This window comes from Pseudomonas sp. GL_091 (genome assembly GCF_057837725.1).
The window spans coordinates 5,687,941-5,711,084 of the sequence record NZ_CM174451.1; the positions used below are offsets into that span (position 1 = coordinate 5,687,941).

Here is a 23,144-nt window from a genome sequence, read left to right on the forward strand (position 1 = left end):
TCTTTACGCTCTCGTTTGAGATGAAGCAGCGCGCTGCCGTAGAAGGCGGCGCGCCGTCGATCAATTGATCTGGAATGGATAAACCGCGCCCAGTTTAAGGATTTGCGTCAGTTCATCCAGTGCCGTCCGGCACTCAAGCAGCAATTGCGGGTCCGCCAGATCGTTTTCGGTCATGCGGTCGCGGTAGTGCTTCTCGACCCATTCGGTCAGTGTGCCGTACAACGGTGCCGTCATGATAACCCCTGGGTTGACGGCCGCCAGTTCGGTTTCGTTGAGTGCGACGCGCAACCGCAGGCAAGCTGGGCCACCACCGTTCTGCATACTCTGCTTGAGATCGAAGACTTTCACTTCGCGGATCAGGCCGCCGGAGCTGGTCAAACCCTGCAAATACTGCCAGACACGCTCGTTGCCACGGCATTCTTCCGGCACGATCAACAGCATGGAGCCGTCAGGACGCGACAGCAGCTGGCTATTGAACAGGTAGGAACGTACCGCGTCTTCCACACTTACTGCGGAACGCGGTACGCAGACTGACTGAAATTTCCCACCGGCTTTGGCGAGTTTGCTCTGCAGTTCAGCGAGCATCTTCTCGGTCTCGAGGAACGCGTCCTCGTGATAGAACAGCACTTCGCCGTTGCCGACCGCAATCACGTCGTTGTGGAACACGCCCTGATCGATCACCGACGGGTTCTGCTGGGCGTAGACCACGCCGTCATCGCTCAAGCCGTGCAGACGGGCAACGGCCTGGGACGCTTCGAGGGTCTGGCGCGCCGGGTACTTCTGTGGTGCCGGGTAGCGGGTGTCGAACGCACTGCGGCCGAACACGAAGAACTCGACACCGGCTTCGCCGTATTCACGGCAGAAACGCGTGTGGTTGGCCGCGCCTTCGTCACCGAACTGCGCCACGGCCGGCAAGGCAGCGTGATGGGCGAAGTGTTTCTGGTCAGCGAACATCGCCCCCAGCACGCGGCTGGTGGTCGGGTGTTCGATGCTGCGGTGGTATTTGCAGTTGAGGTTGGCGGCGGTGAAATGCACGCGGCCATCAGCCGTGTCGGCGCTAGGGCTGACGGTAGCGGCGTTGGCCACCCACATGCTCGAGGCAGAGCAACTGGCCACCAGCAGCGGCATCGCGTCTTTGGCAGCGCGCTCGATCACTTCAGCATCGGTGCCGCCAAAGCCCAGGCGACGCAGTGCGGCCACATCCGGGCGCTCTTGCGGTGCCAGTACGCCTTGCTGGAAACCCATTTCCATCAGCGCTTTCATCTTTGCCAGGCCTTGCAGCGCCGCTTCCTTGGGGTTGGAAGACTGCTGGCTGTTGCTCTGGGACGCGACGTTGCCATAGGACAGGCCGCCGTAGTTATGGGTCGGCCCCACTAGACCGTCAAAATTGACTTCATAGGATTTCATCAGCGAGGCTCCACGAGAATCTGTTGTTATAGGCTTCAGTAACTATTCTTTGAGACCGCGTTGCGGCCATCGCGAGCAGGCTCGCTCCTACAGGATTTGTGTCGTACACAAAATGTGTGTCCACCATCGAACCTGTAGGAGCGAGCCTGCTCGCGATTGGGCGTTACGCCATTTTCACGCCAGGCGTAAGGGCCGAGGGCATAACCAGGCTCGGCGTTTCCAGCGAGGCCACCGGGTACGCGCAGTAATCCGCCGCGTAGTAGGCGCTGGCGCGGTGGTTACCCGAGGCGCCGACGCCGCCGAACGGCGCGCTGCTCGCGGCGCCGGTCAGCTGCTTGTTCCAATTGACGATACCGGCACGGCTTTCCAGCCAGAATTGCTGGTAACGCGCTTCGGAGTCCGACAGCAGACCGGCGGCCAGACCGTAGGCGGTGTCGTTGGCTTCAGCGATCGCTGCTTCAAAATCAGCGTAGCGGATCACTTGCAGCAACGGGCCGAACAGTTCTTCGTCAGGACGATCGGCAACGGCGCTCACGTCCAGGATGCCCGGGGTCAGCAAGGCCGATTGAGCCTGAGGCTGAGTCATTTCCAGCAGCGCCACGGCGCCATTGGCCAGCAGGTGCTCCTGAGCATCCATCAACGCTTTTGCCGCGCCAAGGGAAACCACCGAGCCCATGAACGGCGCTGGTTGCTGATCGAAAGCACCGACCTCAATGGTCGAGCTGACCGCTACCAGGCGCGCCAGCAACGTGTCACCCCAGGCACCTTGCGGCACCAGCAAGCGACGGGCACAGGTGCAACGCTGGCCGGCGGAGATGAACGCCGACTGAATGATGGTGTACACCGCGGCATCGAGGTCAGCGACCTGATCAACCACCAGCGGGTTGTTACCACCCATTTCCAGCGCCAGGATCTTGTCCGGACGACCGGCGAATTGCTGGTGCAGGTGATTGCCGGTACGGCTGGAACCGGTGAAGAACAGCCCGTCGATGCCCGGGTTCGCCGCCAGGGCGATGCCGGTTTCGCGAGCGCCTTGCAGCAGGTTCAATACGCCGGCCGGCAGGCCAGCCTCGATCCAGCACTTGACCGTCAGCTCGGCGACTTTCGGTGTCAGTTCGCTTGGCTTGAACAGCACGCTGTTACCGGCCAGCAGTGCCGGCACGATGTGGCCGTTCGGCAGGTGACCCGGGAAGTTGTAAGGACCAAACACCGCGACTACACCGTGGGGTTTGTGGCGCAGCACTGCGGTGGCATCGCCCAGCGGGCCGCTCTTCTCGCCAGTACGTTCGCGGTAGCTCTGCACCGAGATGGCAATCTTGTTGACCATGCTGGTGACTTCGGTCGCGGCTTCCCACAGGGGCTTGCCGGTTTCTTCGCCGATGGTGCGGGCCAGTTCGTCAGCGTGATTCTTCAGCGCAGCGGCAAAGGCTTCGAGCACCGAGATACGCTCCTCCAGGGTGCACCGTGCCCAGCCCGGGAACGCCTGACGCGCCGCTTGCACAGCCGACTCGACCTGAGCGGCGGTGGCGCCAACGCCGGACCACAGCACCTGCTGGGTCACCGGGTTCAGCGACTCGAAGGCTTCGCCCTGACCTGCCAGCCATTCACCTGCGATGTAAAGCGACTTCATTATTTCGACTCCCGAGCTGCGGACAACGCCACGGCGCGCACTTGATCGCCAGCGTTGAGTTGAAGACGTTTGGCGGTCTGCGGATCGACCACCAGGGTGCCGGCGGCCAGACGTGCCGGCGCAGCAGTGATCCGGCAGTCCTCGCGCTTGCGGTTGTGAATGATGAATGGCGTGGCATCATCACCCGGCGTGCCGACGGCCAGCACCAGTGCCTGGCTGTCACGCACGGCGCGGATCTTGCCGGTTTCGCACTCGATCGCAGGACCTGCGTCGAAAATGTCGACGTAGCCCTGGTAGCTGAAACCTTCGCTCTTGAGCATGGCCAGCGCCGGCTCGGTGTCCGGGTGAACCTGACCAATCACGTTGCGCGCATCCGGCGACAGGAAGCAGGTGTACAGCGGGAATTTCGGCATCAGCTCGGCGATGAACGCCTTGTTGCCCACGCCGGTCAGGTAGTCAGCCTGGCTGAACTCCATCTTGAAGAAGTGCCGGCCCAGGCTTTCCCAGAACGGCGAGCGCCCGGCTTCGTCGGAAACCCCGCGCATTTCGGCAATGATCTTGTTGCCGAACAGTTGCGGAAACTCGGCGATGAACAGCATCCGCGCCTTGGACAGCATGCGGCCGTTGAGGCCACTGCGGTAATCGGCGTGCAGGAACAGCGAGCACAGCTCGGAGTTGCCGGTCAGGTCGTTGGCCAGGAACAGCGTCGGGATTTCACGATAGATGTTCAGCTCTTGCGAAGCGCTGACCGTCAGACCGACCCGGAAGTTGTACCAGGGCTCACGCAGGCCGACGGCGCCGGCAATGGCGGAAATACCCACCACGCGAGCGTCGTCATCTTCGAGCACGAACAGGTAGTCCGCATCGCCCCGCCCGGCTTCGCCGCGAAAGGTCTTCTCGGCCCAGCCGACCCGATGGGCCAGCCGCTCTTCGTTGGCCGGCAAGGTGGTCAGGCCGGTGCCGGTGCTGCGGGCCAGTTCGATCAGAGCGGGTAAATCGCTGCTGCGTACGGGACGAACGATCATGCTATCTCCTCAAACGGGCCGCTTGCGCCACCCGTGAAACTTCGCTGCTTTCTAAACAAGCAATCAGGCCAGGCCGCTGTTAAACCGCGACCAGGCGCACGCTGGCACCCTCGCCGACGCCCAGGGCTTCGGCCGCTTCCAGGTCCAGGGTCACTGGTTTGCCTGGCGCGTAATCGAGCTCGAGCATCACTGCGCGGTAATCCTGCAACTGGGCATTGGCAACCAGATACTGGCGACCGACGCCTTTGACCGGCTCGCCGATCTTCACCGGCACCACGCGGCTCTGGGCGATCGAACGGATCCCCGAGACACGGGCATGCAGGGTCGGGCCACCGTCGAAGATGTCGATGTAGTGATCGGTCTCGAAACCTTCGCGCATCAAGATGTCGAAGGTGATCTGCGCCCGCGGATGCACCTGGCCCATGGCTTCTTGAGCGGAGTCCGGCAGCAGTGGCACGTAGATCGGGTAATGCGGCATCAGTTCGGCGAGGAACGTACGGCTTTTCAGCCCGCACAGACGCTCGGCTTCGGCGTAGTTGAGGTCGAAGAAGTTGCGACCGATGGCATCCCAGAATGGCGAGTCGCCGTTTTCATCGCTGTAACCGACGATCTCGGTCACCACGGAATCGGCAAAACGCTCCGGATGACTGGCCACGAACAGCAAACGGCCGCGGGAGTTGAGCTCCGACCACGGCGAACCCACCAGCTCGCGCTGCACGTAGAAACTGGTCAGCAAGCTGTTGCCGGTCAGGTCATGGCACTGCGAGAGCACGTGGATCTTGTTGTGAATCTTCAGCTCGCGGGAAGCGTGCACGAAGGTTTCGTTGCGGAAGCTGTAGAACGGCTCGGAGTAACCGGCCGACGCCACGATGGCCGAGCAACCGACCAGTTTGCCGGTAGCAGAGTCTTCGAGGACGAAGAAATAGCTTTCCTCACCGTTGAAACTCACTTCAGCGGCGAACGAGGCTTCGCTTGCCGCGATCTTGTCGCTCAGGCGCTCAACGTCATCCGGCAAGGAAGTGACACCAATCGGACTGTCCGCAGCCAGACGCTGTACCTCGCCCAGATCAGCCATTTGCGCGGGGCGCATCACCAGCATGGTGTCACTCCTTTTTCGAAAAACTCTTTGAGGAAAATAAGCCAGCCCCTTGTAGGAGCGAGCCTGCTCGCGATGGTGGATCAGCAACAAAGTTGTCGACTGACACACCATCGCGAGCAGGCTCGCTCCTACAGAAAAGCGGGACCGGCAGCAAAATTGGGTTCGACGCCTGAAAGGTCAGGCGTCGAAGGGTCTATCAGGCTTGTGTCAGTTTTGCTGCGGCACGTTCGAAGCGGTCCAGACCGGCATCGATATCGGCGTCTTCCACTACCAGGCTCGGGGCGAAACGCACCACGTCCGGGCCGGCTTGCAGGACCATCAGGCCTTCTTGCTCAGCGGCGTTGAAGATGTCCTTGGCCTTGCCTTTCCAGGCATCGCTCAAGACGCAACCGATCAACAGGCCCATGCCACGAACCTTGGTGAACAGGCCGTACTTCTCGCCGATCTGCTCAAGGCGGACCTTGAACTTGTCGTGCTTGGCGTTGACGCCGGCCAGCACCTCAGGGGTGTTGATCACGTCGATCACGGCTTCCGCGACAGCGCATGCCAGCGGGTTGCCGCCGTAAGTGGTGCCGTGGGTGCCGACGACCAGGTGCTTGGCCAGGTCTTCGGTGGTCAGCATCGCCGCGATCGGGAAACCACCGCCCAGGCTCTTGGCGCTGGTCAGGATGTCCGGGATCACGCCGTAATGCTGGTAGGCGAACAGATGGCCGGTACGGCCCATGCCGGTCTGCACTTCGTCGAAGATCAGCAGCGCGTTGTGCGCGGTGCAGAGCTCGCGGGCACCTTGCAGGTATTCCAGTTCAGCCGGGATCACACCGCTTTCGCCCTGGATCGGTTCCAGCACCACGGCGCAAGTCTTGTCGGAAATGGCGGCTTTCAGCGCGGCCAGATCGTTGTACGGCACGTGGGTGATGCCGGTGATTTTCGGACCGAAGCCGTCAGAGTACTTCGACTGGCCACCCACGTTCACGGTGAACAGGGTACGGCCGTGGAAGCTGTTGAGCGCGGCGATGATCTCGTACTTTTCGCTGCCGAAACGGTCGAAACCGACACGACGGGCCAGCTTGAAGGCGGCCTCGTTGGCTTCGGCGCCGGAGTTGCAGAAGAAGGCTCGGTCGGCAAAGGTGGCGTCGACCAACTTGTGAGCCAGGCGCAGGGCCGGCTCATTGGTGAACACGTTGGATACGTGCCACAGCTTGTTCGCCTGCTCGGTCAAGGCACCAACCAGCGCCGGATGCGCGTGGCCCAGGACGTTTACGGCAATCCCGCCGGCGAAGTCGATCAGCTCGCGGCCGGACTGGTCCCAAACGCGGGAACCGGCGCCACGCACAGGAATGAATGCGGCAGGCGCATAGTTGGGAACCATTACCTGATCGAAATCGGCGCGTTGTACCGCAGCGTGCTCAACGGACATCGGAGTCTCCTGAAGAGAAAACACTCGCCTGAAACTGGCGAGCTTGGTGAGGATTGTAAGGACAGTTTTCAGCCCGGCCTTGCCGCCAAGCGACAACTTCTTATAGCGCAAACCCCGGATTTTCCCGGGTTTACGGCAATGCGACATATAGGGTCGCAAAGGCGCAGTTTAACTGGCGGCGGGCGTTTGCGGCAGGCTTGCTGCGTTGTAACTCTTGCCAATGGTCCGAGTGCGGTAAATATGTACCGCACAGCGTCCAGGTTCGCGGGTTTTCCTAGGGGCCTTTTAAAGCCAAGGCTACTCACCCCATGAATACCGAACCTACTGCCACTGTTGCTTCCGACGCTTTCAGGCCGGATGCTCATTTCCAGCATCTGCAGAGTGTAATCCCCTCCTGGCTCCGCCAGGCGGCGCCCCACCGACGCGAGGCGCTGCGCAACATCACCCCCGCCCTGCCCGCCGGACTACGGGACGCGTCGAAACATCACCACACCGAACTCGCCCGGTTGATCGCCCGACAGGTCTCCAGCCAGAACCAGGTCGACAAGGCACTGGCCAACCTGCAGAACCCCGCGGACTTCGCCGAACCGCTGCTCAAGGCCGAACTCAAGCGCCGCTTCGGCCTGGATGTGAATGTGCGCGAAACGTTTTTGCGCCTCTACATGCCTGATCATCTGCCGTGGTTACGGTTGAAGTCGGGCGCTGCGCGCACCTGGACGGTATCGCTGCTGGACGCCGCGCTGCACAACTTCGAAAGTGCCGAGACCCGCGTCGATGCCTTCGAGCCTGCCTCGACGTACATCACCGCGCCGTCTTCCAACGGGCAATTCCTGACCTTGCCGCTGATCCTGGAAAAAATGCCTGTCACGGTATTTACCGGCATGTGCCGGGAGCTGGACATTGGCCAGCGCTATAAAACCTATCTGGAAGACAACCTGAGTATCGGCAACCCGGTGGACTCAGCGCTCCTGCAAGGGAAAATCCGCGACAGCCAGAAATCCGCAATCACCGCTGCATTGCACCTGGCGCAGATGCAAAACCTCCTGGGCAGCGGCACCCACAGCCTGATTCTCGGCCTGCTCGACAACCTGCCGCATCTGCGCCTGCACAAGCAGCCATGGCGCTGTCATGACCTGACGATCCTCAACGCGCGCCTCACCGGCATCCTGCTGTTTGCCCCGGACCTGGAGCGCGCCCGGGAAGTGGTTCGCGTAGTGGCTTATATACCGGGCGACCCCGAACATCCGATCAAGGAATACCCCTCGTCTGCGGCATTCGCCGAGGAACTGGGCCAGCGCCTGCGCGACCCCGGGTATCAACAGTTTTTCAGTCGCTTCATCAACCATGAGGATCGCGGTTACTTTTTCGCGCAGTTGAACCAGCTGCTTGCCCCGATCACCTGGCAACCGATTCAGCCAGGCGATTCTCGTCCGACCTGGCGGGAACAACCCAACCCGCGTGCGGATCTGCAGATCGTGGCAACACCTGTCACAGGAGAACTGTGGACTCACCTCTACCAGAGCAAGCTCAACAAGATCCTCAACGATGCGCGAGTGATCGCGGTGTCCACTGCAACGGTCGACCAGAAAGCCCGTTGGGCGCTGTGGGATTCCTTCACGGAAATCGCCTCGACACTCCTGAACATCGCCGCCTTCGTGGCACTGCCATTCGTGCCGTTTCTCGGCGAACTGATGCTGGGCTACATGGCCTACCAGTTGCTCGACGAAACCTTCGAAAGCGTAGTCGACTGGGCCGAGGGGCAGAGTCGCGAAGCCTTCGGGCACTTGATGGGGGTGGTGGAGTCCGCGGTGCAACTAGGGACCTTTGCCGCAGGTGGTGCGATCGCGGCCGGCGAATTTCGCTCAGTATTGCCCCGGGAGATCGTTGAATTCATCGACCGCTTCAATACGGTAAAACGCCCGAACGGCGACACCCGCTACTGGCAACCCGACCTGACCACCTATGAACACCCTGCGGTGTTACCCAAAGATGCAAAACCGAATGAACTGGGCCTGCACCCGCATCAGGGCAAAAACCTGCTACCCCTGGAAAACAAGCACTACGCAGTGAGCAAGGACCCGCTAACCGGCGAGTACCGCATCGACCACCCCACCCGCCCTGACGTCTACAAACCACAACTGCGACACAACGGCAGCGGTGCCTGGCAAACCGAACTCGACCAGCCGTTGAGTTGGGACCAGGCCACCGTATTGCACCGTGTCGGCCCGGACATGCAGCGATTTCCAGCCAACACCCGCGAACGCATCCTCAGCATCAGCGGCTGCCACGAAGATGTCCTGCGCAAGATGCACGTGAATGCCGGACAGGTGCCACCGCTATTGGCCGACACACTCAAACGCTTCAGGATCGATCAAGACATACAAACCTTTATCGATCAGATTGGCAGTGACCAGCCGGAACACTTCCTCAAGGCGGATCCCGTGACACAGCTGGAACTGCTCAATGAAAACGGCTACTGGCCGGCAGACAAAGGCCTGCGACTGATCGACGACAACGCCCAAACCCTTTGGCAAAGCCCGGCGCCCGATGTGCCCGTGGTGCAAATCGATACCGCGCGCCTCACCGACGGCGACCTGCTGAAAACCTTTCTCCTGACCCTGTCGGACAGCGAAGCCAGAACGCTGATGGGCGAAGAATTCGGCCACCCCTCTCCTGGCCTGGAAAACCGGACTCAGCGGTTGCGCCAGATACTCGCGCGGCTTGCCAAACAAAAACGGCAAAGCCTGTTCGATCAGCGTTATCGCCGACTCGAACGTGGCGTTCGCGCAGCCATACAAGTGGTCATGGATGCCGAGCCCGGACTGCCACGCAGCGTTGCACAAGCGATTGTGGACACAGCAAGCGACCTGGAACTGCAACAGCTGAAAAACTCAACCGTTGCCCCTCGCCTGGCCGAGCTGAGCCGGGAGGCCAGACTGCAAGTGCGCGTGACTCGCGCCTACGAGGGGCTTGATTTGCCATCGACCGAGAACAACCTCGACACCGACCGACTGGCCTTGCACACCGTGGAAAAACTGCCGGGCTGGACGGGACAGCTACGGTTGGAAATCCGCCAGTACGCCCATGAAGGTCCGCTGATCGACAGCGTTGGCAGTGTCGTCGCCCCCCTTCGTAAAGTGCTGGTACTCAAAGAAGAAGGCTCGTATCAGGCGTTCGATCAAGACGGCGAAGAACTCAGCGGTATGGGCTCGCTATACACTTGCCTGCTACAGGCCATGCCGGACAGCGAACGTACCGCCCTGAATCTTCATATCGGTGAAGGTGAACGGCTCAAGCAACTGATTCGCCAACACGTCTTGAACCGTGATGCATTGCGCGCGCTGTTGGTTCAACACCCCGACCTCAAACCCACCTACGACCCAAAGGTGATGCGCTTGCTCGGTGGCAGTGACGGGTATCGTCGAATGCCAGGCAACACACCCACCTTGCAATCCCGGGCGCAGACACTGTTTCCCCATCTATCCGCCGAAGAGCTCGACGCCTTCGTCGAACGCCTGCAACTGCATCCCAGCGGACCGCGGGCAGAGCTAAGTCGGCTCATGGCTCAACACGCGCAACTCCTGGAAACGCTGTCGTCCTGGCGCGATGAAATTCCGCTGTTCATTCCAGACACACAAACCAGGATCACTCCCGAACAATTCGCTGCACAAAAGCAGGTCCGCCAACAATTCACCTTCGATCTGATGGACTGCTGGCGACAGCAATGGACCGTTGCCGATACCCCCCTTGAAACGGCCAACTTCAACTTCTTCCAACCCATCATCGGCCAATTGCCGACCCTGAGCACCGACTTCAGCGGTGTCACAATGCTGACCCTGGAAGGCAGTAGCGCCACGCGGGGCGTGCATGAGTTTCTGCGCAGCTTTACCGGATTACGCATCCTGAAACTGCGCAACTTCAACCTTGGCCACTTGCCCGATACCGTTACATCGCTGCAACTCGAAGAACTCATTCTGAGCGATTGCGCGGTCACTCTCAGCCCCGAAAGCCAGCTCGAACTCTCAGGCCTACATCATTTGACCACTCTGGACTTGTTCAACAACCCCTTGGGCCTGGCACCCGATGTCGGCAGCATGCCCGATTTGAATTACATCGATTTATCGCAGACGGGCATCTCTGATCTACCGACTGACTTACTGACTCGACCGCGCCTGCGCATCGCCCTGCTCAATGACAACCAGATCAAAGAGTTGCCCAGCGCACTGTTCACATTGCAACAAAGCACCCAGGAGGGTTTCGACCTGAGCAACAATCCGTTTTCCAGCGCAACCCGTGAACGCCTCAAACAGCACTTCCAGCAGACCCGTCAAGACTTCGGTATCTACGCCGAAGAAGCAGATATCCACCGCGCGCAGGCGCTGTACCCCTGGATGGACCAGGAAGATGCCAGCAAATTCGTCTACAAACTGCCCGGGACCCTGGATGAGGGGCGAGTCGAACTGACACGCCTGGAGGCAGAACTTGCCACCCTGGAGAACGACCTGTCCGCCTGGACCGTCGATATCCCTGCCGTCCACCCTCACAGCAATCAACCGTTCACTGCGCAGCAACTGCAGATCGAACATTCGACGCGGGACGCATTCAGAGAGTCCGTACTGCGCTGCTGGCGCCGGGAAACCGATCTGGATGATTTCAACGATTCGCTGCAAGCGATTACTTATGATCTGAGTCTGGACACACGGATTACCGGTCACCTGCCGACACTAAGCGCAGATTTCAGCCATGTTTCTATGGTTTACCTGAGTAGCGAGAGCGGCCTGACCACAGGTGTCACCGGGTTCCTGGAGCGCTTCCCCAAACTCAAGACCCTGGTTATCAACGACTTCAGGCTGGACGATATCCCGGAGGCGATCTTCCGGATGAGCGATTTGAAGTCGCTCAACCTCCTCGACTGCAACATCACCCTGACCCCGCAGTCGGTCCTGAACCTGGCCGAGATGGCCCGCCTGGAGTTCATCGACTTGAGAAACAATCCGCTGGGGCTGGCTCCGGATATCAGCCAGATGGCAAACCTGACGACCCTGCAACTGGACAACTGCGGGCTCACCGAATTACCTGCTGGATTGTTGCAGCTCAAGAGCCTGGAGACCGTAGACCTGAGCGGCAACGCGATCAGCCGGATACCCGCCGACATCCTCGAGCTGCCGCTGGAGGTCGCCGAAAGCATCAGCCTGCGGGGTAATCCGCTCTCTGAAGAAAGCCTGCAAATTCTGCTTGAGTACTTCAGGCTGACCAGTGTCGACTTCGGAGTTCAGGAAGTCATCGAACAGGCAGAAATGGAAGTGTCTTCTTCCGGTGAGACTGATCCGGACGAGTGATCGCCATCAGGCGCGGATCAACCGCGCTCCGGCGGCACCGATGACAATTCGAACGGGCTGCTGCTCCGCCGCTGGTTGCGATCTTCCCGCGGCGTGGCACCGAAGAAGTTGCGATAGGCGCTGGAGAAATGCGGCCCCGAGGAGAAGCCACAGGACAAGCCGATCTGGATGATCGACTTGCTGGTTTGCATCAACATCTGCCGGGCCTTGTTCAGGCGCAGTTCCAGGTAGTACTGGCTCGGCACGCGGTTGAGGTATTGCTTGAAGATCCGCTCCAGCTGCCGACGGGACACGCACACATGCTGGGCGATTTCGTCGGTGGTCAGCGGCTCTTCGATGTTGGCTTCCATCAGCAGCACGGCTTGTGTGAGCTTCGGATGGCTGGAACCGAGGCGGTTCTGCAACGGAATGCGCTGGCGTTCACCGCCCTCGCGGATGCGCTCGACCACCAGTTCTTCGGAGACCGCACCGGCCAGTTCCGCACCATGGTCGCGGGCCAGCACTGCCAGCAACAAGTCGAGCACCGACATGCCGCCGCACGCCGTCAGGCGATCGCGATCCCAATCGAACAGGTGACTGGTGGCGATGACCTTCGGAAAACGCTCAGCGAAATCGTCCTGCCAGCGCCAATGCACAGCCGCGCGATAACCGTCGAGCAAACCCAGCTGCGCCAGCGGGTAAACCCCGGCCGACAGACCGCCGATCACGCAACCGGAACGCACCAGTTGCTTGAGCGCACTGCTGAGCGCCGGCGCCAGTGCGGTCGGCGGTTCGTCAGCGAGCAGGAACAGTTTCTGGAAGTTCTCGAGCTTGCCGGTCCACGCTTCACCCGGCAATTGCCAGGCGCTTTCGGCCGGCGGTTCGGCCTGCAGGAACGACAACTCGTAAACCACGTCCGGATGCACACGCTGGGCAACACGCAAGGCCTCCTCAGCCAGCGCAAGCGTCAGTGCTTTAGTGCTGGGCCAAATCAGGAAACCAATTCGATGGGCAGTCATGGTGGGCAATCCGAAGCGAAAACAGTGTTAGAAGCCAGAAGCGGCTGCAACCAAATTAGACCATCTGGCGCGCGCTGCGCAGCATGGCCTAATTTGGTGCGTAACGGGAGCGATTACTTAAGGCTACCCGAGAGGAATTGCTGCAGACGCTCGGATTGCGGGTTCACCAGCACTTCGCGCGGGTTGCCGCTTTCTTCGACCACACCTTGGTGCAGGAACACCAACTGGTTCGACACTTCACGGGCGAAGCCCATTTCGTGGGTCACCACGACCATGGTCCGGCCTTCCTGGGCCAGGGCCTGCATGACTTTCAACACGTCGCCAACCAGCTCCGGGTCGAGTGCCGAGGTCGGTTCGTCGAACAGCATCACCTCAGGCTCCATCGCCAGCGCACGGGCAATCGCCACGCGCTGCTGCTCGCCGCCGGACATGTGGCCAGGGTAAGCATCCTTGCGATGAGCAACGCCTACCTTGTTCAGGTAGTGCTCGGCCTTGTCGCGAGCCTCGGCTTTGGACATGCCCAGCACATGCACCGGCGCTTCCATGATGTTTTCCAGCGCGGTCATGTGCGACCACAGGTTGAAATGCTGGAACACCATCGACAGGCGCGAACGCATGCGTTGCAGCTGTTTCGGGTCGGCAGCCTTGAGCGCGCCGTCCTTGTTCGCCACCAGCTTCAGCTCTTCGTTGTTGAGCAGGATCTTGCCCGCGTGCGGCTGCTCCAGCAGGTTGATGCAGCGCAGGAAAGTACTTTTGCCGGAGCCACTGGAACCGATGATGCTGATCACATCGCCGGCTGCCGCTTTCAGGGACACGCCCTTGAGCACTTCGTGACTGCCATAGCGTTTATGCAGGTCTTGGACTTCAAGTTTGTACATGCTGTCGGTTCTCACAAAAACAGTCAGTCAGTGGTATTCAGTGCTTGCGCGGGGCCAGGTAGCCCAGCCAGCGGCGCTCGGCCATCTTGAACAGCTTCACCAGGATGAAGGTCAGGCACAGGTAGAACACGCCGGCGGTGATGTACGCCTCGAACGGCAGGTAGAACTGGGCGTTGACCGTGCGCGCGGCACCGGTGATGTCGATCAGGGTCACGATGGACGCCAGACTGGTGGTCTGCAGCATCATGATCACTTCGTTGCTGTACTGCGGCAGCGCGCGGCGCAGGGCCGACGGCAGCAGGATGCGCTTGTACATCTTGACCCGCGACATGCCCATGGCCTTGGCCGCTTCGATCTCACCGTTCGGCGTGGCGCGCAGGCTGCCGGCGATGATTTCGGCGGTGTAGGCGCTGGTGTTGATCGCGAACGCCAGGCACGCACAGAACGTTGCGCTGGACAGCCACGGCCAGAGGAAGCTTTCACGCACCGCTTCGAACTGCGCCAGACCGTAGTAGATCAAGAACAGCTGCACCAGCATCGGCGTGCCGCGGATCACGTAGGTGAAGAGCCAGGCCGACATATTGACGACCGCGTTCTTCGAGACGCGCATCAAGCCCAGCGGCAAGGCGCACAGCAAACCGAAGAACAGCGACAGCGCGAGCAGTTTGAGGGTAGTCACCAGGCCGCCGAGGTACAGCGGCAAGGCCTCCCAAATGACGTTGTAGTCGAAGATCATAGATCAGCCGCCCTTACGCCTACCGAGTAGCGCTTCTCAAGGTGACGCAATGCCAGCAACGACACACTGGTGATCACCAGGTACATCGCGGCCACTGCGAGGAAGAAGGTGAAAGGCTCGCGGGTGGCATCGGCCGCCTGCTTGGCCTTGAACATCATGTCCTGCAGACCCACCACCGAAATCAGCGCGGTAGCCTTGGTCAATACCAGCCAGTTGTTGGTGAAACCCGGAATCGCCAGACGAATCATCTGCGGCACCAACACCCGGAAGAACACCTGAAAACTGCTCATGCCGTAAGCCATGCCGGCTTCGGCCTGACCTTTGGGGATCGCCATGAAGGCGCCACGGAAGGTTTCCGACAGGTACGCACCGAAGATGAAACCCAGGGTGCCGATACCGGCGGCCAATGGGTTCAGGTCGATGTACTCGTCAAAGCCGAGCAGCGGTGCGACGCGGTTGAGCAAGTCCTGGCCGCCGTAGAAAATCAGCAGGATCAGCACCAGGTCGGGAATACCGCGGATCACCGTGGAATACAGGTCGCCCAGCCAGGCCAGCCAGCGCACCGGCGACAGACGCAGTGCCACGCCGATCAGGCCCAGAACGATGGCCATGGCCATGGACGACAAGGCGAGCTGAAGCGTCAGCCAAGCGCCATCGAGGATGACAGCCCCGTAGCCTTTCAACATGATTCAGGTCCTCGAAAGTAGGATGAAAAAATGGCGCAAACCTCAGAGATCCTGTTGCTTGCGCCATTTCGGACTTGTCGCAGAGACGTGTTACTTGCCGTAGATATCGAAGGCGAAGTACTTGTCCTGGATTTGCTTGTACTTGCCGTTCTCGCGAATGGCCGCGATGGCTGCGTTGAGCTTGTCCAGCTCAGCCTTGTCACCCTTGCGAACCGCAATACCTACGCCGTCACCGAAGTATTTGACGTCGGTGAACGCAGGGCCGACAAACGCGAAACCTTTACCGGCGTCGGTTTTCAGGAAACCATCATCCAAAAGCGTAGCGTCTGCCACGGTGCCGTCGAGGCGTCCGGCGGCCACGTCGAGGTAAATTTCGTTCTGCGAACCGTAAGGCTTGATCTCGGCACCCAGCGGGGCCAGGACTTCGCGGGCGAAACGCTCGTGGATCGAACCACGCTGCACGCCGATGTTCTTGCCCTTGAGCTCGGTCAGGCCTTCGCTGACCTGAGTGCCGGCCTTCATGACCAGGCGAGCCGGGGTGTTGTAGTACTTGTTGGTGAAGTCCACAGACTTCTTGCGATCTTCAGTGATCGACATGGACGACAGGATCGCGTCGATCTTGCGCACTTTCAGTGCCGGGATCAGGCCGTCGAACTCTTGCTCGACCCACACGCACTTGACCTTCATCTCTTCGCACAGCGCGTTGCCGATGTCGTAGTCGAAACCAACGATGCTGCCGTCCGGCGCTTTCGACGCGAACGGAGGGTAAGCCGCCTCAATACCGATTTTCAGAGGTTTTTCATCGGCGAAGGTTGGCATGGACAGCACGGACAGTGCCAGGGCGCCAAGCAGCACGAGTTTCTTCATCTTGGGACTCCATCGGTAAAGGGCAAAAACGGCAGAGTGAGCAACAGCCCAATATGCGAGTGAGTGGAACCGGAAAGCAGTGCTGCGTCCTACATTGCGCGTGCGAAATTTCAACACGAGCAACGACGAGCGAGTGATCGGCATTCTAACGACAGGCCCGAAGCCGATATTTCTTCAATGCGACAACTAATTACAGAAGCACCGAGAAAGGCGTTTTAGCGCGTTGACAGCCCCGCAAAATCATGCAAGAGCAAAAGACGTTGAACCGATCTGTGTTGCAAATTGCGGGCCTATTATTGGCAAACCCTTCTAATCCGGCAAGCGCAGCGTGGGGTCTTATTTTTCAGCGGTGCTTTTTACACCCCGATGTGGGGCTTGGCGTTTCCCAATACCCCGTGTTGAAGCGATGCGGTTACACATTCAGTAACCTGAAAGAACGCAGGTAACAGTAGGAAAAGGCCGACAGAGTATCCCGATAATTATTGGTAGATGTTGCTTCGACGCATGGCAGATCGCCTTCGCGAGCAAGCCCGCTCTCACAGGTTTTGTGGTGTGGTTCAGATCGCCTATACACCGCAAATCCCTGTAGGAGCGAGCCTGCTCGCGATGAGGCCAGCCCAGGCAACACAAAAACCCAGGCACAAAAAAGCCCCGCCAGGCTCAACACCTGACAGGGCTTTCAGTGACTCACAACCGCCGCTTACGCGACATTCATAGTCTTGTGCGTATCAATCAAATGCTGCACCACACTCGGATCAGCCAGGGTGGAGATATCGCCCAACCCATCGTACTCAGCCGTAGCGATCTTGCGCAGAATCCGCCGCATGATCTTGCCCGAGCGAGTCTTCGGCAGCCCCGGCGCCCACTGGATCACATCCGGCGAAGCAATCGGACCGATCTCCTTGCGCACCCAGTTTTTCAGTTCCAGGCGCAACTGCTCGTTCGGCTCTTCACCATTTTTAAGGGTGACATAGACATAGATACCCTGCCCCTTGATGTCGTGCGGCACACCAACCACAGCGGCTTCGGCGACTTTCGGGTGCGCGACCATCGCGCTTTCGATCTCGGCGGTGCCCATGCGGTGGCCGGACACGTTGAGCACGTCGTCCACGCGACCGGTGATCCAGTAGTAACCATCGGCATCGCGACGGGCGCCGTCACCGGTGAAGTACATGCCACGGAAGGTCTTGAAGTAGGTGTCGACGAAGCGGTCATGGTCGCCAAACAGCGTACGCGCCTGGCCTGGCCACGAATCGAGAATCACCAGATTGCCCTCGGCCTCGCCTTCGACGATGTTGCCCAGGTTGTCCACCAGTGCCGGCACCACGCCGAAGAACGGACGCGCCGCAGAGCCTGGCTTGAGCGCGTGGGCACCCGGTAGCGGGCTCATCATGTTGCCGCCGGTTTCGGTCTGCCACCAGGTATCGACGATCGGGCAACGGGACTTGCCGACATTCTTGTAGTACCAGTCCCAGGCTTCCGGGTTGATCGGCTCGCCCACCGAACCCAACAGGCGCAGGCTGCTGCCATCGGCGCCCTCAACGGCGGCGGTGCCCGAAGCCATCATCGCGCGGATCGCGGTCGGTGCGGTGTAGAGGATGTTGACCTTGTGCTTGTCGACGATCTTCGCCACCCGGGTGATGTCCGGATAGTTCGGCACGCCTTCGAACAGCAGCGTGGTCGCGCCGTTGGCCAGCGGGCCGTAGACGATATAACTGTGGCCGGTGACCCAGCCGACGTCGGCGGTGCACCAGTAGATTTCACCCGGACGGTAGTCGAACACGCGCTCGTGGGTCATGGCTGCGTACAGCAGATAACCGCCGGTGGTGTGCTGCACGCCCTTCGGCTTGCCGGTGGAGCCGGAGGTATAAAGGATGAACAGCGCTTCTTCGGCGCCCATCTCTTTCGGCGCGCAAACGGTGCCCGCCACTTTCATCAGGTCCTCGAACCAGATGTCACGATGCTGGTTCCACTTGATGTCGCCACCGGTGCGCTTGCACACGATGACTTTCTGGATGCTGCTGGTTTCCGGGTTGGTCAGCGCGTCGTCGACGTTGGCCTTGAGCGGGATCCTCTTGCCGGCACGAATGCCTTCGTCAGCGGTGATCACCACTTTGGATTTGCAGTCGATGATGCGACCGGCCAAGGCTTCCGGCGAGAACCCGCCGAACACCACCGAGTGAATCGCGCCGATCCGGGTACAGGCCAGCATGGCGACCACGGCTTCGGGGATCATCGGCATATAGATAGTCACCACGTCGCCGCGGTGCACGTCCTGACCACGCAGGGCGTTGGCGAACTTGCAGACTTGCTCGTGCAGTTCGCGGTAAGTGATGTTGCGGCTTTCGGCAGGGTCATCGCCCTCCCAGATGATCGCGACCTGATCGCCGCGCTCGGCCAGATGACGGTCGAGGCAGTTGTAGGAAACGTTCAGGGTGCCGTCGGCGAACCATTTGATGTCGACATGGTGATCATCGAAGGAAGTCTGCTTCACCGTGGTGAAAGGCTTGATCCAGTCGAGGCGCTTGGCTTGCTCGCGCCAGAAGCCGTCGGGGTTGACGACCGACTGCTGGTACATGGCCTTGTAGGTCGCCTCGTCGGTCAGCGTGTTAGCCAGAACCTCGGGACGAACGGGATACAGGGAAGCCGCACTCATCTTTCTTACCTCGGTGGAATAGTTGTTTTTGTATGACCCTGTTTTAGCCGGGCCGGGCCTATAGAACCATTCGACGATGGTAGTAACAAGCCCCTACAAAATGTCGTGAATACCCCCGCGCCCGCACTGCCAAACATCACACAACACCTGTAGGAGCGAGCTCGCTCGCGATGGTCGTCAACGATAACGCGCCCAATCTGACACCCCGCGGCGCTCTCTGACTCATCGAGAGCAAGCTCGCTCCTACAAAAGAAGAGGCTATTCAGGGATTGTTACAGGATCTGTCAAAAGTGTTTATCAAATCCACGGCTATATGGACGAGGCGCGCACACCTAAAATCAGCCACGCCAACAAGGCAATCTGATTAACCCAGTTGCAGCCCCCACGAAGGCAGTTAATCAAACACCCTGGTACTGAAGTTCCACACGCAATCCCAAAAGGATTGCGTGCCCCCTTTCGACCTCTAAAAGGTAAATATTAAATGAAAGCTTTATTGGTTCTGGCCCTCAGCAGCGTGTGCCTGACCGCCATGGCTGGCGAGGTCCCGACTGATGTCGCCCAGCAACAACCACCCATTGAGGAATACACTTACTCGATGAATCTGGACATCGCCAAAGTGATCTCCATGAGCGAAGCCCCGAACGTGTGTGAAGTTGTGCCGATGAAAATGGAATACGAAGATTCCAACGGTCAACGGCATATCCTGCGTTACAGCGCGATGGGCAACGGTTGCTCCAACGGCTGATCCCCTGCTTCACCCCTCCCCCCAAAAGGTTCGACCCACTCGCCGCGATTCGGCAGATAAAGCGCCGAACCTTAATTATCGATTAATTCGATTATTTTAAGCATTTATTTGCGCTTTTTAATCGAAATAGTCCAAGTAGAATCAACCGCAACCCAAGACAACCAACGCTTACGAAACTGGAGCAACGACCATGAAAACCCAACTGATCCTCGCCCTGACCCTCTCCGTCCTGGCTGCCAACACCTTCGCTGCCGATGGTTACGACCGCACCGGCTCGGCTGCTTACACCAGCGAAGCAACTGTCGCTTCCGACGGTTACGACCACACCGGCTCGGCGTCCTTCGCCGCCGATGGCGCAGACCACATTGGCGCAGGCAAACTCGCGTCCGACGGCTCTGATCACACCGGCGCCGCCCACCTCGCCGCCGATGGCGCTGATCACATCGGTGCCGCTCGCCTGAGCTGATCAACCAGCGTGACTTCACAGCCCGACTTCGGTCGGGCTTAGTTGTGTCTGGAGCCTGAGAAAACCCCACCGAAACACAAGATGTAGTAAAAAAAGCCTTTTTTGGTTATTTCTTGAGCAAAAATAATCCGGGGCAAAAAATCAGGAAAAAAAATCTCCCCCCGCCAACATCGTTCAAAGCCCTGTAAACCCTCACTCCGACCGAAAAACGGCCACCGTCAACCAATCCGTGAGCCATTTCGCCGCACCACAGCACGCAAAACTTCCCTATAATGCGGCCTTAAACGGGCCTGCAATATTCCCTTACAGGGATGAAAAGCCAGTCTGAAGCCCCGCACAAGCGATCAAAGCTTGCTGCGCCCATCAGTGGCTCTCGGAACCCCGTACAAAATTCTGTTTGATGCCTGCGTATAGCTGCTGCAAAAAACGATTCCTTTAGATCCAACGCGGCCAGTAAGTCCGTGTGAAAAACCGACCTATCCATTTTCACACGGGCACACTGGCCCTCACGCAGGAGACGACACGTCATGCTGAGCTGGGACGAATTCGACAAAGAAGACACGGAAGTAGCAGTCAAGAGCGCCAACGCTGGCCACGCAACCGAAGCCAACATGGACCGTCTCGACAGCGCCGGCGGTGCCGCCGCCCTGGAAGCCCGTGCCGTGACCGCCACTGACTCCGCCGCCGTTGCCCGCGCCAAAGCAGCCCTGGATTCCCTCGACGTCGCCGAAGGCCTCGCCGAACTCGAAGGCGCCTCCGCCCGTGTCGCCGTTGACGAAAAGCGCATGATCAACTGCCGCGCCGACCTCAACCAACTCGTACCCTTCAAGTACGACTGGGCCTGGCAGAAGTACCTGGACGGCTGCGCAAACCACTGGATGCCGCAAGAAGTCAACATGACCGCCGACATCGCCCTCTGGAAAGACCCGGAAGGCCTGACCGACGACGAGCGCCGCATCGTGATGCGCAACCTCGGCTTCTTCTCCACCGCCGACTCCCTGGTTGCCAACAACCTGGTCCTGGCCGTGTACCGCCTGATCACCAACCCGGAATGCCGCCAGTACATCCTGCGCCAGGCGTTCGAAGAGGCGATCCACACCCACGCCTACCAGTACTGCATCGAATCGCTGGCCATGGATGAAGGCGAAATCTTCAACATGTACCACGAGATCCCGTCGGTCGCGAAAAAAGCCACCTGGGGCCTGAAATACACCCGCTCGATCTCCGATCCGAAGTTCGAAACCGGCACCGTCGAAACCGACAAAGAGTTGCTGCGCAACCTGATCGCCTACTACTGCGTTCTGGAAGGCATCTTCTTCTACTGCGGCTTCACCCAGATCCTCTCCATGGGCCGCCGCAACAAAATGACCGGCGTCGCCGAGCAGTTCCAGTACATCCTGCGCGACGAATCCATGCACCTGAACTTCGGCATCGACGTGATCAACCAGATCAAAATCGAAAACCCGCATTTGTGGGATGCCGAGATGAAGGAAGAGGCCTCGCAGATGATTCTGCAGGGTACTCAGCTGGAGATTGAATACGCTCGTGACACCATGCCTCGCGGCGTGCTGGGCATGAATGCGGCGATGATGGAGGACTACCTCAAGTTCATCGCTAACCGTCGTCTGTCGCAGATCGGTTTGAAGGAAGAGTACCCAGGGACCACTAACCCGTTCCCTTGGATGAGCGAGATCATGGACTTGAAGAAAGAGAAGAATTTCTTTGAGACTCGGGTTATTGAGTATCAGACTGGTGGCGCGCTTAGCTGGGATTGATTCCCAAGCTAGCCACGATTTGACGACTTGAGTCGACGAATCGAAATCCAAAAAAGCCCCGATCTGATCGGGGCTAATGAGATGGTCACCCCCACACCCTGCGAGGGCTACGCTTTCGCAGGGTGTTTTGTTTTCGGAGGCCATCATCATGATCCAGTCAGCACTGATCGGTATCGATCTCGGCAAACATAATTTCCACCTTCACGGCCAGGATAAATCAGGCCGCGAGGTGTTTCGCAAGAAGCTCTCTCGGGCGCAGATGATGCAGCTTTTCGGCAACGTGCCGAGTTGTATCGTGGTGATGGAAGCCTGTGCGGGGGCGCATTTTGTTGCTCGTCAGCTAGCGGCAATGGGACACACGGCCAAGCTGATTTCCCCGCAGTTCGTTAAGCCCTTCGTCAAGGGCAACAAAAATGATTTCGTCGATGCTGAAGCGATCTGTGAAGCGGCTTCCCGTCCATCTATGCGCTTTGTGACGCCTAAGACCGAGTCCCAGCAAACCCTGTCTGTTCTGCATCGGATGCGCGAATCGTTGGTGCATGACCGCACAAAAACGGCTAATCAGATGCACGGTTTTCTACTGGAGTTTGGCGTCAGCTTGCCCAGAGGCTTGGCCATCATGAAGCGTCTAGCAGTTGTTTTGGCTGGGCATGAGTTTCCCGTTCGTTTGACGGTGTTGTTGCAACGTCTGCACGATCACTTCGTCTACCTGGATGAGCAAATCAAGGCGCTGGACAAAGAGCTGGCGAGCCAACTGGCCGACGATGATCTAGGTAGTCGTTTACTGAGCATGCCGTGTGTCGGCCCGATCACCGCCAGCCTGCTGGCTGTGGAGATGGGCGATGCTAAGCAGTACCGACGCAGTCGCGATTTTGCCGCCTCAGTGGGACTGGTGCCCAGGCAGTACAGTACGGGTGGTAAGGCGAATTTGCTCGGGATCAGCAAGCGGGGTGACAAGCACCTGCGACAACTGTTGGTGCAATGTTCCAGGGTCTATATGCAGAGGCTGGATCACCAAAAAGGGGCCTTGGCTGACTGGGTACGAGCCTTGCTCAGTCGACGACATTCGAATGTCGTGGCCTGTGCCCTCGCTAACAAACTGGCGCGTATCGCCTGGGCGATCGCGACTCACCATACGCAATATGAAGCAGGGGCAGACGCCTTGAACGCCTGACCCTGCGGTTGTTGCAGTACCACGATTCACCCTTCAGGTTTTGCGATAGCTGAACAACAGATGACGTGAACGGCCTACCGGCCTGGCGAAGATCCTGGCATAAAAATCGGCTTTAAGAAGCCGATGGGCTTTTTAGGATCGTCAGGCGCGATTCTCATCGTGGCGCTGGGGCATGCCCCAAACAGACGCCGGATAGATTTAAGCAAGCCAACCACACCACCCGTTAATCAGTATTGCAAAAATGGG

Annotated in this window: 16 protein-coding genes; 5 read left to right on the forward strand and 11 right to left on the reverse strand. The window is 59.3% G+C overall.

Going from position 1 to position 23,144, the window contains the following annotated elements; genetic code table 11:
* Window positions 1-60: 60 nt before the first annotated feature.
* From astB to AC3ITY_RS25850, 5 genes are all read right to left on the reverse strand, one after another.
* Window positions 61-1,407, reverse strand: coding sequence for an N-succinylarginine dihydrolase (gene astB, locus AC3ITY_RS25830; protein ID WP_489305789.1), 1,347 nt, complete (start codon window positions 1,405-1,407; stop codon window positions 61-63).
* Window positions 1,408-1,570: 163 nt separating this feature from the next.
* Entirely contained in the window at window positions 1,571-3,040 is a 1,470-nt protein-coding gene (gene astD / locus AC3ITY_RS25835; RefSeq protein WP_489311001.1) for a succinylglutamate-semialdehyde dehydrogenase, read from the reverse strand.
* On the reverse strand, window positions 3,037-4,062 hold the full coding sequence (gene astA, locus AC3ITY_RS25840; RefSeq protein WP_223455788.1) for an arginine N-succinyltransferase: 1,026 nt from the start codon (window positions 4,060-4,062) through the stop codon (window positions 3,037-3,039). The genes astD and astA overlap by 4 nt, the downstream gene beginning before the upstream one ends.
* A 79-nt stretch (window positions 4,063-4,141) precedes the next feature.
* Entirely contained in the window at window positions 4,142-5,161 is a 1,020-nt protein-coding gene (aruF, locus tag AC3ITY_RS25845; protein WP_046042322.1) for an arginine/ornithine succinyltransferase subunit alpha, read from the reverse strand.
* A 196-nt stretch (window positions 5,162-5,357) separates the two neighbouring features.
* Complete coding sequence (locus tag AC3ITY_RS25850) at window positions 5,358-6,578, reverse strand: aspartate aminotransferase family protein (protein ID WP_489305792.1); 1,221 nt, start codon at window positions 6,576-6,578, stop codon at window positions 5,358-5,360.
* Window positions 6,579-6,886: 308 nt separating this feature from the next.
* Here AC3ITY_RS25850 and AC3ITY_RS25855 point away from each other — a divergent pair, with 308 nt between their 5' ends.
* On the forward strand, window positions 6,887-11,917 hold the full coding sequence (locus tag AC3ITY_RS25855) for a dermonecrotic toxin domain-containing protein (protein ID WP_489305794.1): 5,031 nt from the start codon (window positions 6,887-6,889) through the stop codon (window positions 11,915-11,917).
* Between the two features lie 17 nt (window positions 11,918-11,934).
* On the opposite strand, the gene argR is transcribed toward AC3ITY_RS25855, so the two are convergent.
* The 6 genes from argR to acs form a co-directional block, all read right to left on the reverse strand.
* Window positions 11,935-12,915, reverse strand: a complete 981-nt coding sequence (argR, locus tag AC3ITY_RS25860) for a transcriptional regulator ArgR (RefSeq protein WP_046042318.1) — start codon at window positions 12,913-12,915, stop codon at window positions 11,935-11,937.
* A gap of 113 nt (window positions 12,916-13,028) precedes the next feature.
* Entirely contained in the window at window positions 13,029-13,793 is a 765-nt protein-coding gene (locus tag AC3ITY_RS25865) for an ABC transporter ATP-binding protein (RefSeq protein ID WP_223455786.1), read from the reverse strand.
* A gap of 37 nt (window positions 13,794-13,830) precedes the next feature.
* A complete protein-coding gene (locus tag AC3ITY_RS25870) occupies window positions 13,831-14,529 on the reverse strand; it encodes an ABC transporter permease (protein WP_223446648.1) in 699 nt (232 codons plus the stop codon).
* Entirely contained in the window at window positions 14,526-15,215 is a 690-nt protein-coding gene (locus AC3ITY_RS25875; RefSeq protein ID WP_015096506.1) for an ABC transporter permease, read from the reverse strand. Before AC3ITY_RS25875 ends, AC3ITY_RS25870 begins: the two co-directional genes overlap by 4 nt.
* Before the next feature lie 90 nt (window positions 15,216-15,305).
* Entirely contained in the window at window positions 15,306-16,082 is a 777-nt protein-coding gene (locus tag AC3ITY_RS25880; protein WP_489305797.1) for an ABC transporter substrate-binding protein, read from the reverse strand.
* Between the two features lie 700 nt (window positions 16,083-16,782).
* Window positions 16,783-18,738 (reverse strand): acetate--CoA ligase, encoded by a 1,956-nt coding sequence (acs, locus tag AC3ITY_RS25885; protein WP_046042313.1) that lies wholly within the window; start codon window positions 18,736-18,738, stop codon window positions 16,783-16,785.
* A gap of 481 nt (window positions 18,739-19,219) precedes the next feature.
* On the opposite strand from acs, the gene AC3ITY_RS25890 reads away from it, so the two are divergent.
* The 4 genes from AC3ITY_RS25890 to AC3ITY_RS25905 all read left to right on the forward strand — a co-directional run bounded on the left by AC3ITY_RS25890 (window position 19,220) and on the right by AC3ITY_RS25905 (window position 22,898).
* Window positions 19,220-19,483 (forward strand): DUF2790 domain-containing protein, encoded by a 264-nt coding sequence (locus AC3ITY_RS25890; RefSeq protein WP_223533448.1) that lies wholly within the window; start codon window positions 19,220-19,222, stop codon window positions 19,481-19,483.
* 190 nt (window positions 19,484-19,673) lie between these two features.
* Window positions 19,674-19,949 carry a hypothetical protein gene (locus AC3ITY_RS25895; RefSeq protein ID WP_489305800.1) on the forward strand — a complete coding sequence of 92 codons (276 nt, stop codon included), beginning with the start codon at window positions 19,674-19,676 and terminating at the stop codon, window positions 19,947-19,949.
* 527 nt (window positions 19,950-20,476) lie between these two features.
* The gene (locus AC3ITY_RS25900) at window positions 20,477-21,724 is read left to right on the forward strand and encodes a ribonucleotide-diphosphate reductase subunit beta (protein ID WP_489305802.1); all 1,248 of its coding nucleotides are present in this window, start codon (window positions 20,477-20,479) and stop codon (window positions 21,722-21,724) included.
* A gap of 148 nt (window positions 21,725-21,872) precedes the next feature.
* Window positions 21,873-22,898 carry an IS110 family RNA-guided transposase gene (locus AC3ITY_RS25905; RefSeq protein ID WP_477788767.1) on the forward strand — a complete coding sequence of 342 codons (1,026 nt, stop codon included), beginning with the start codon at window positions 21,873-21,875 and terminating at the stop codon, window positions 22,896-22,898.
* Window positions 22,899-23,144: the final 246 nt, after the last annotated feature.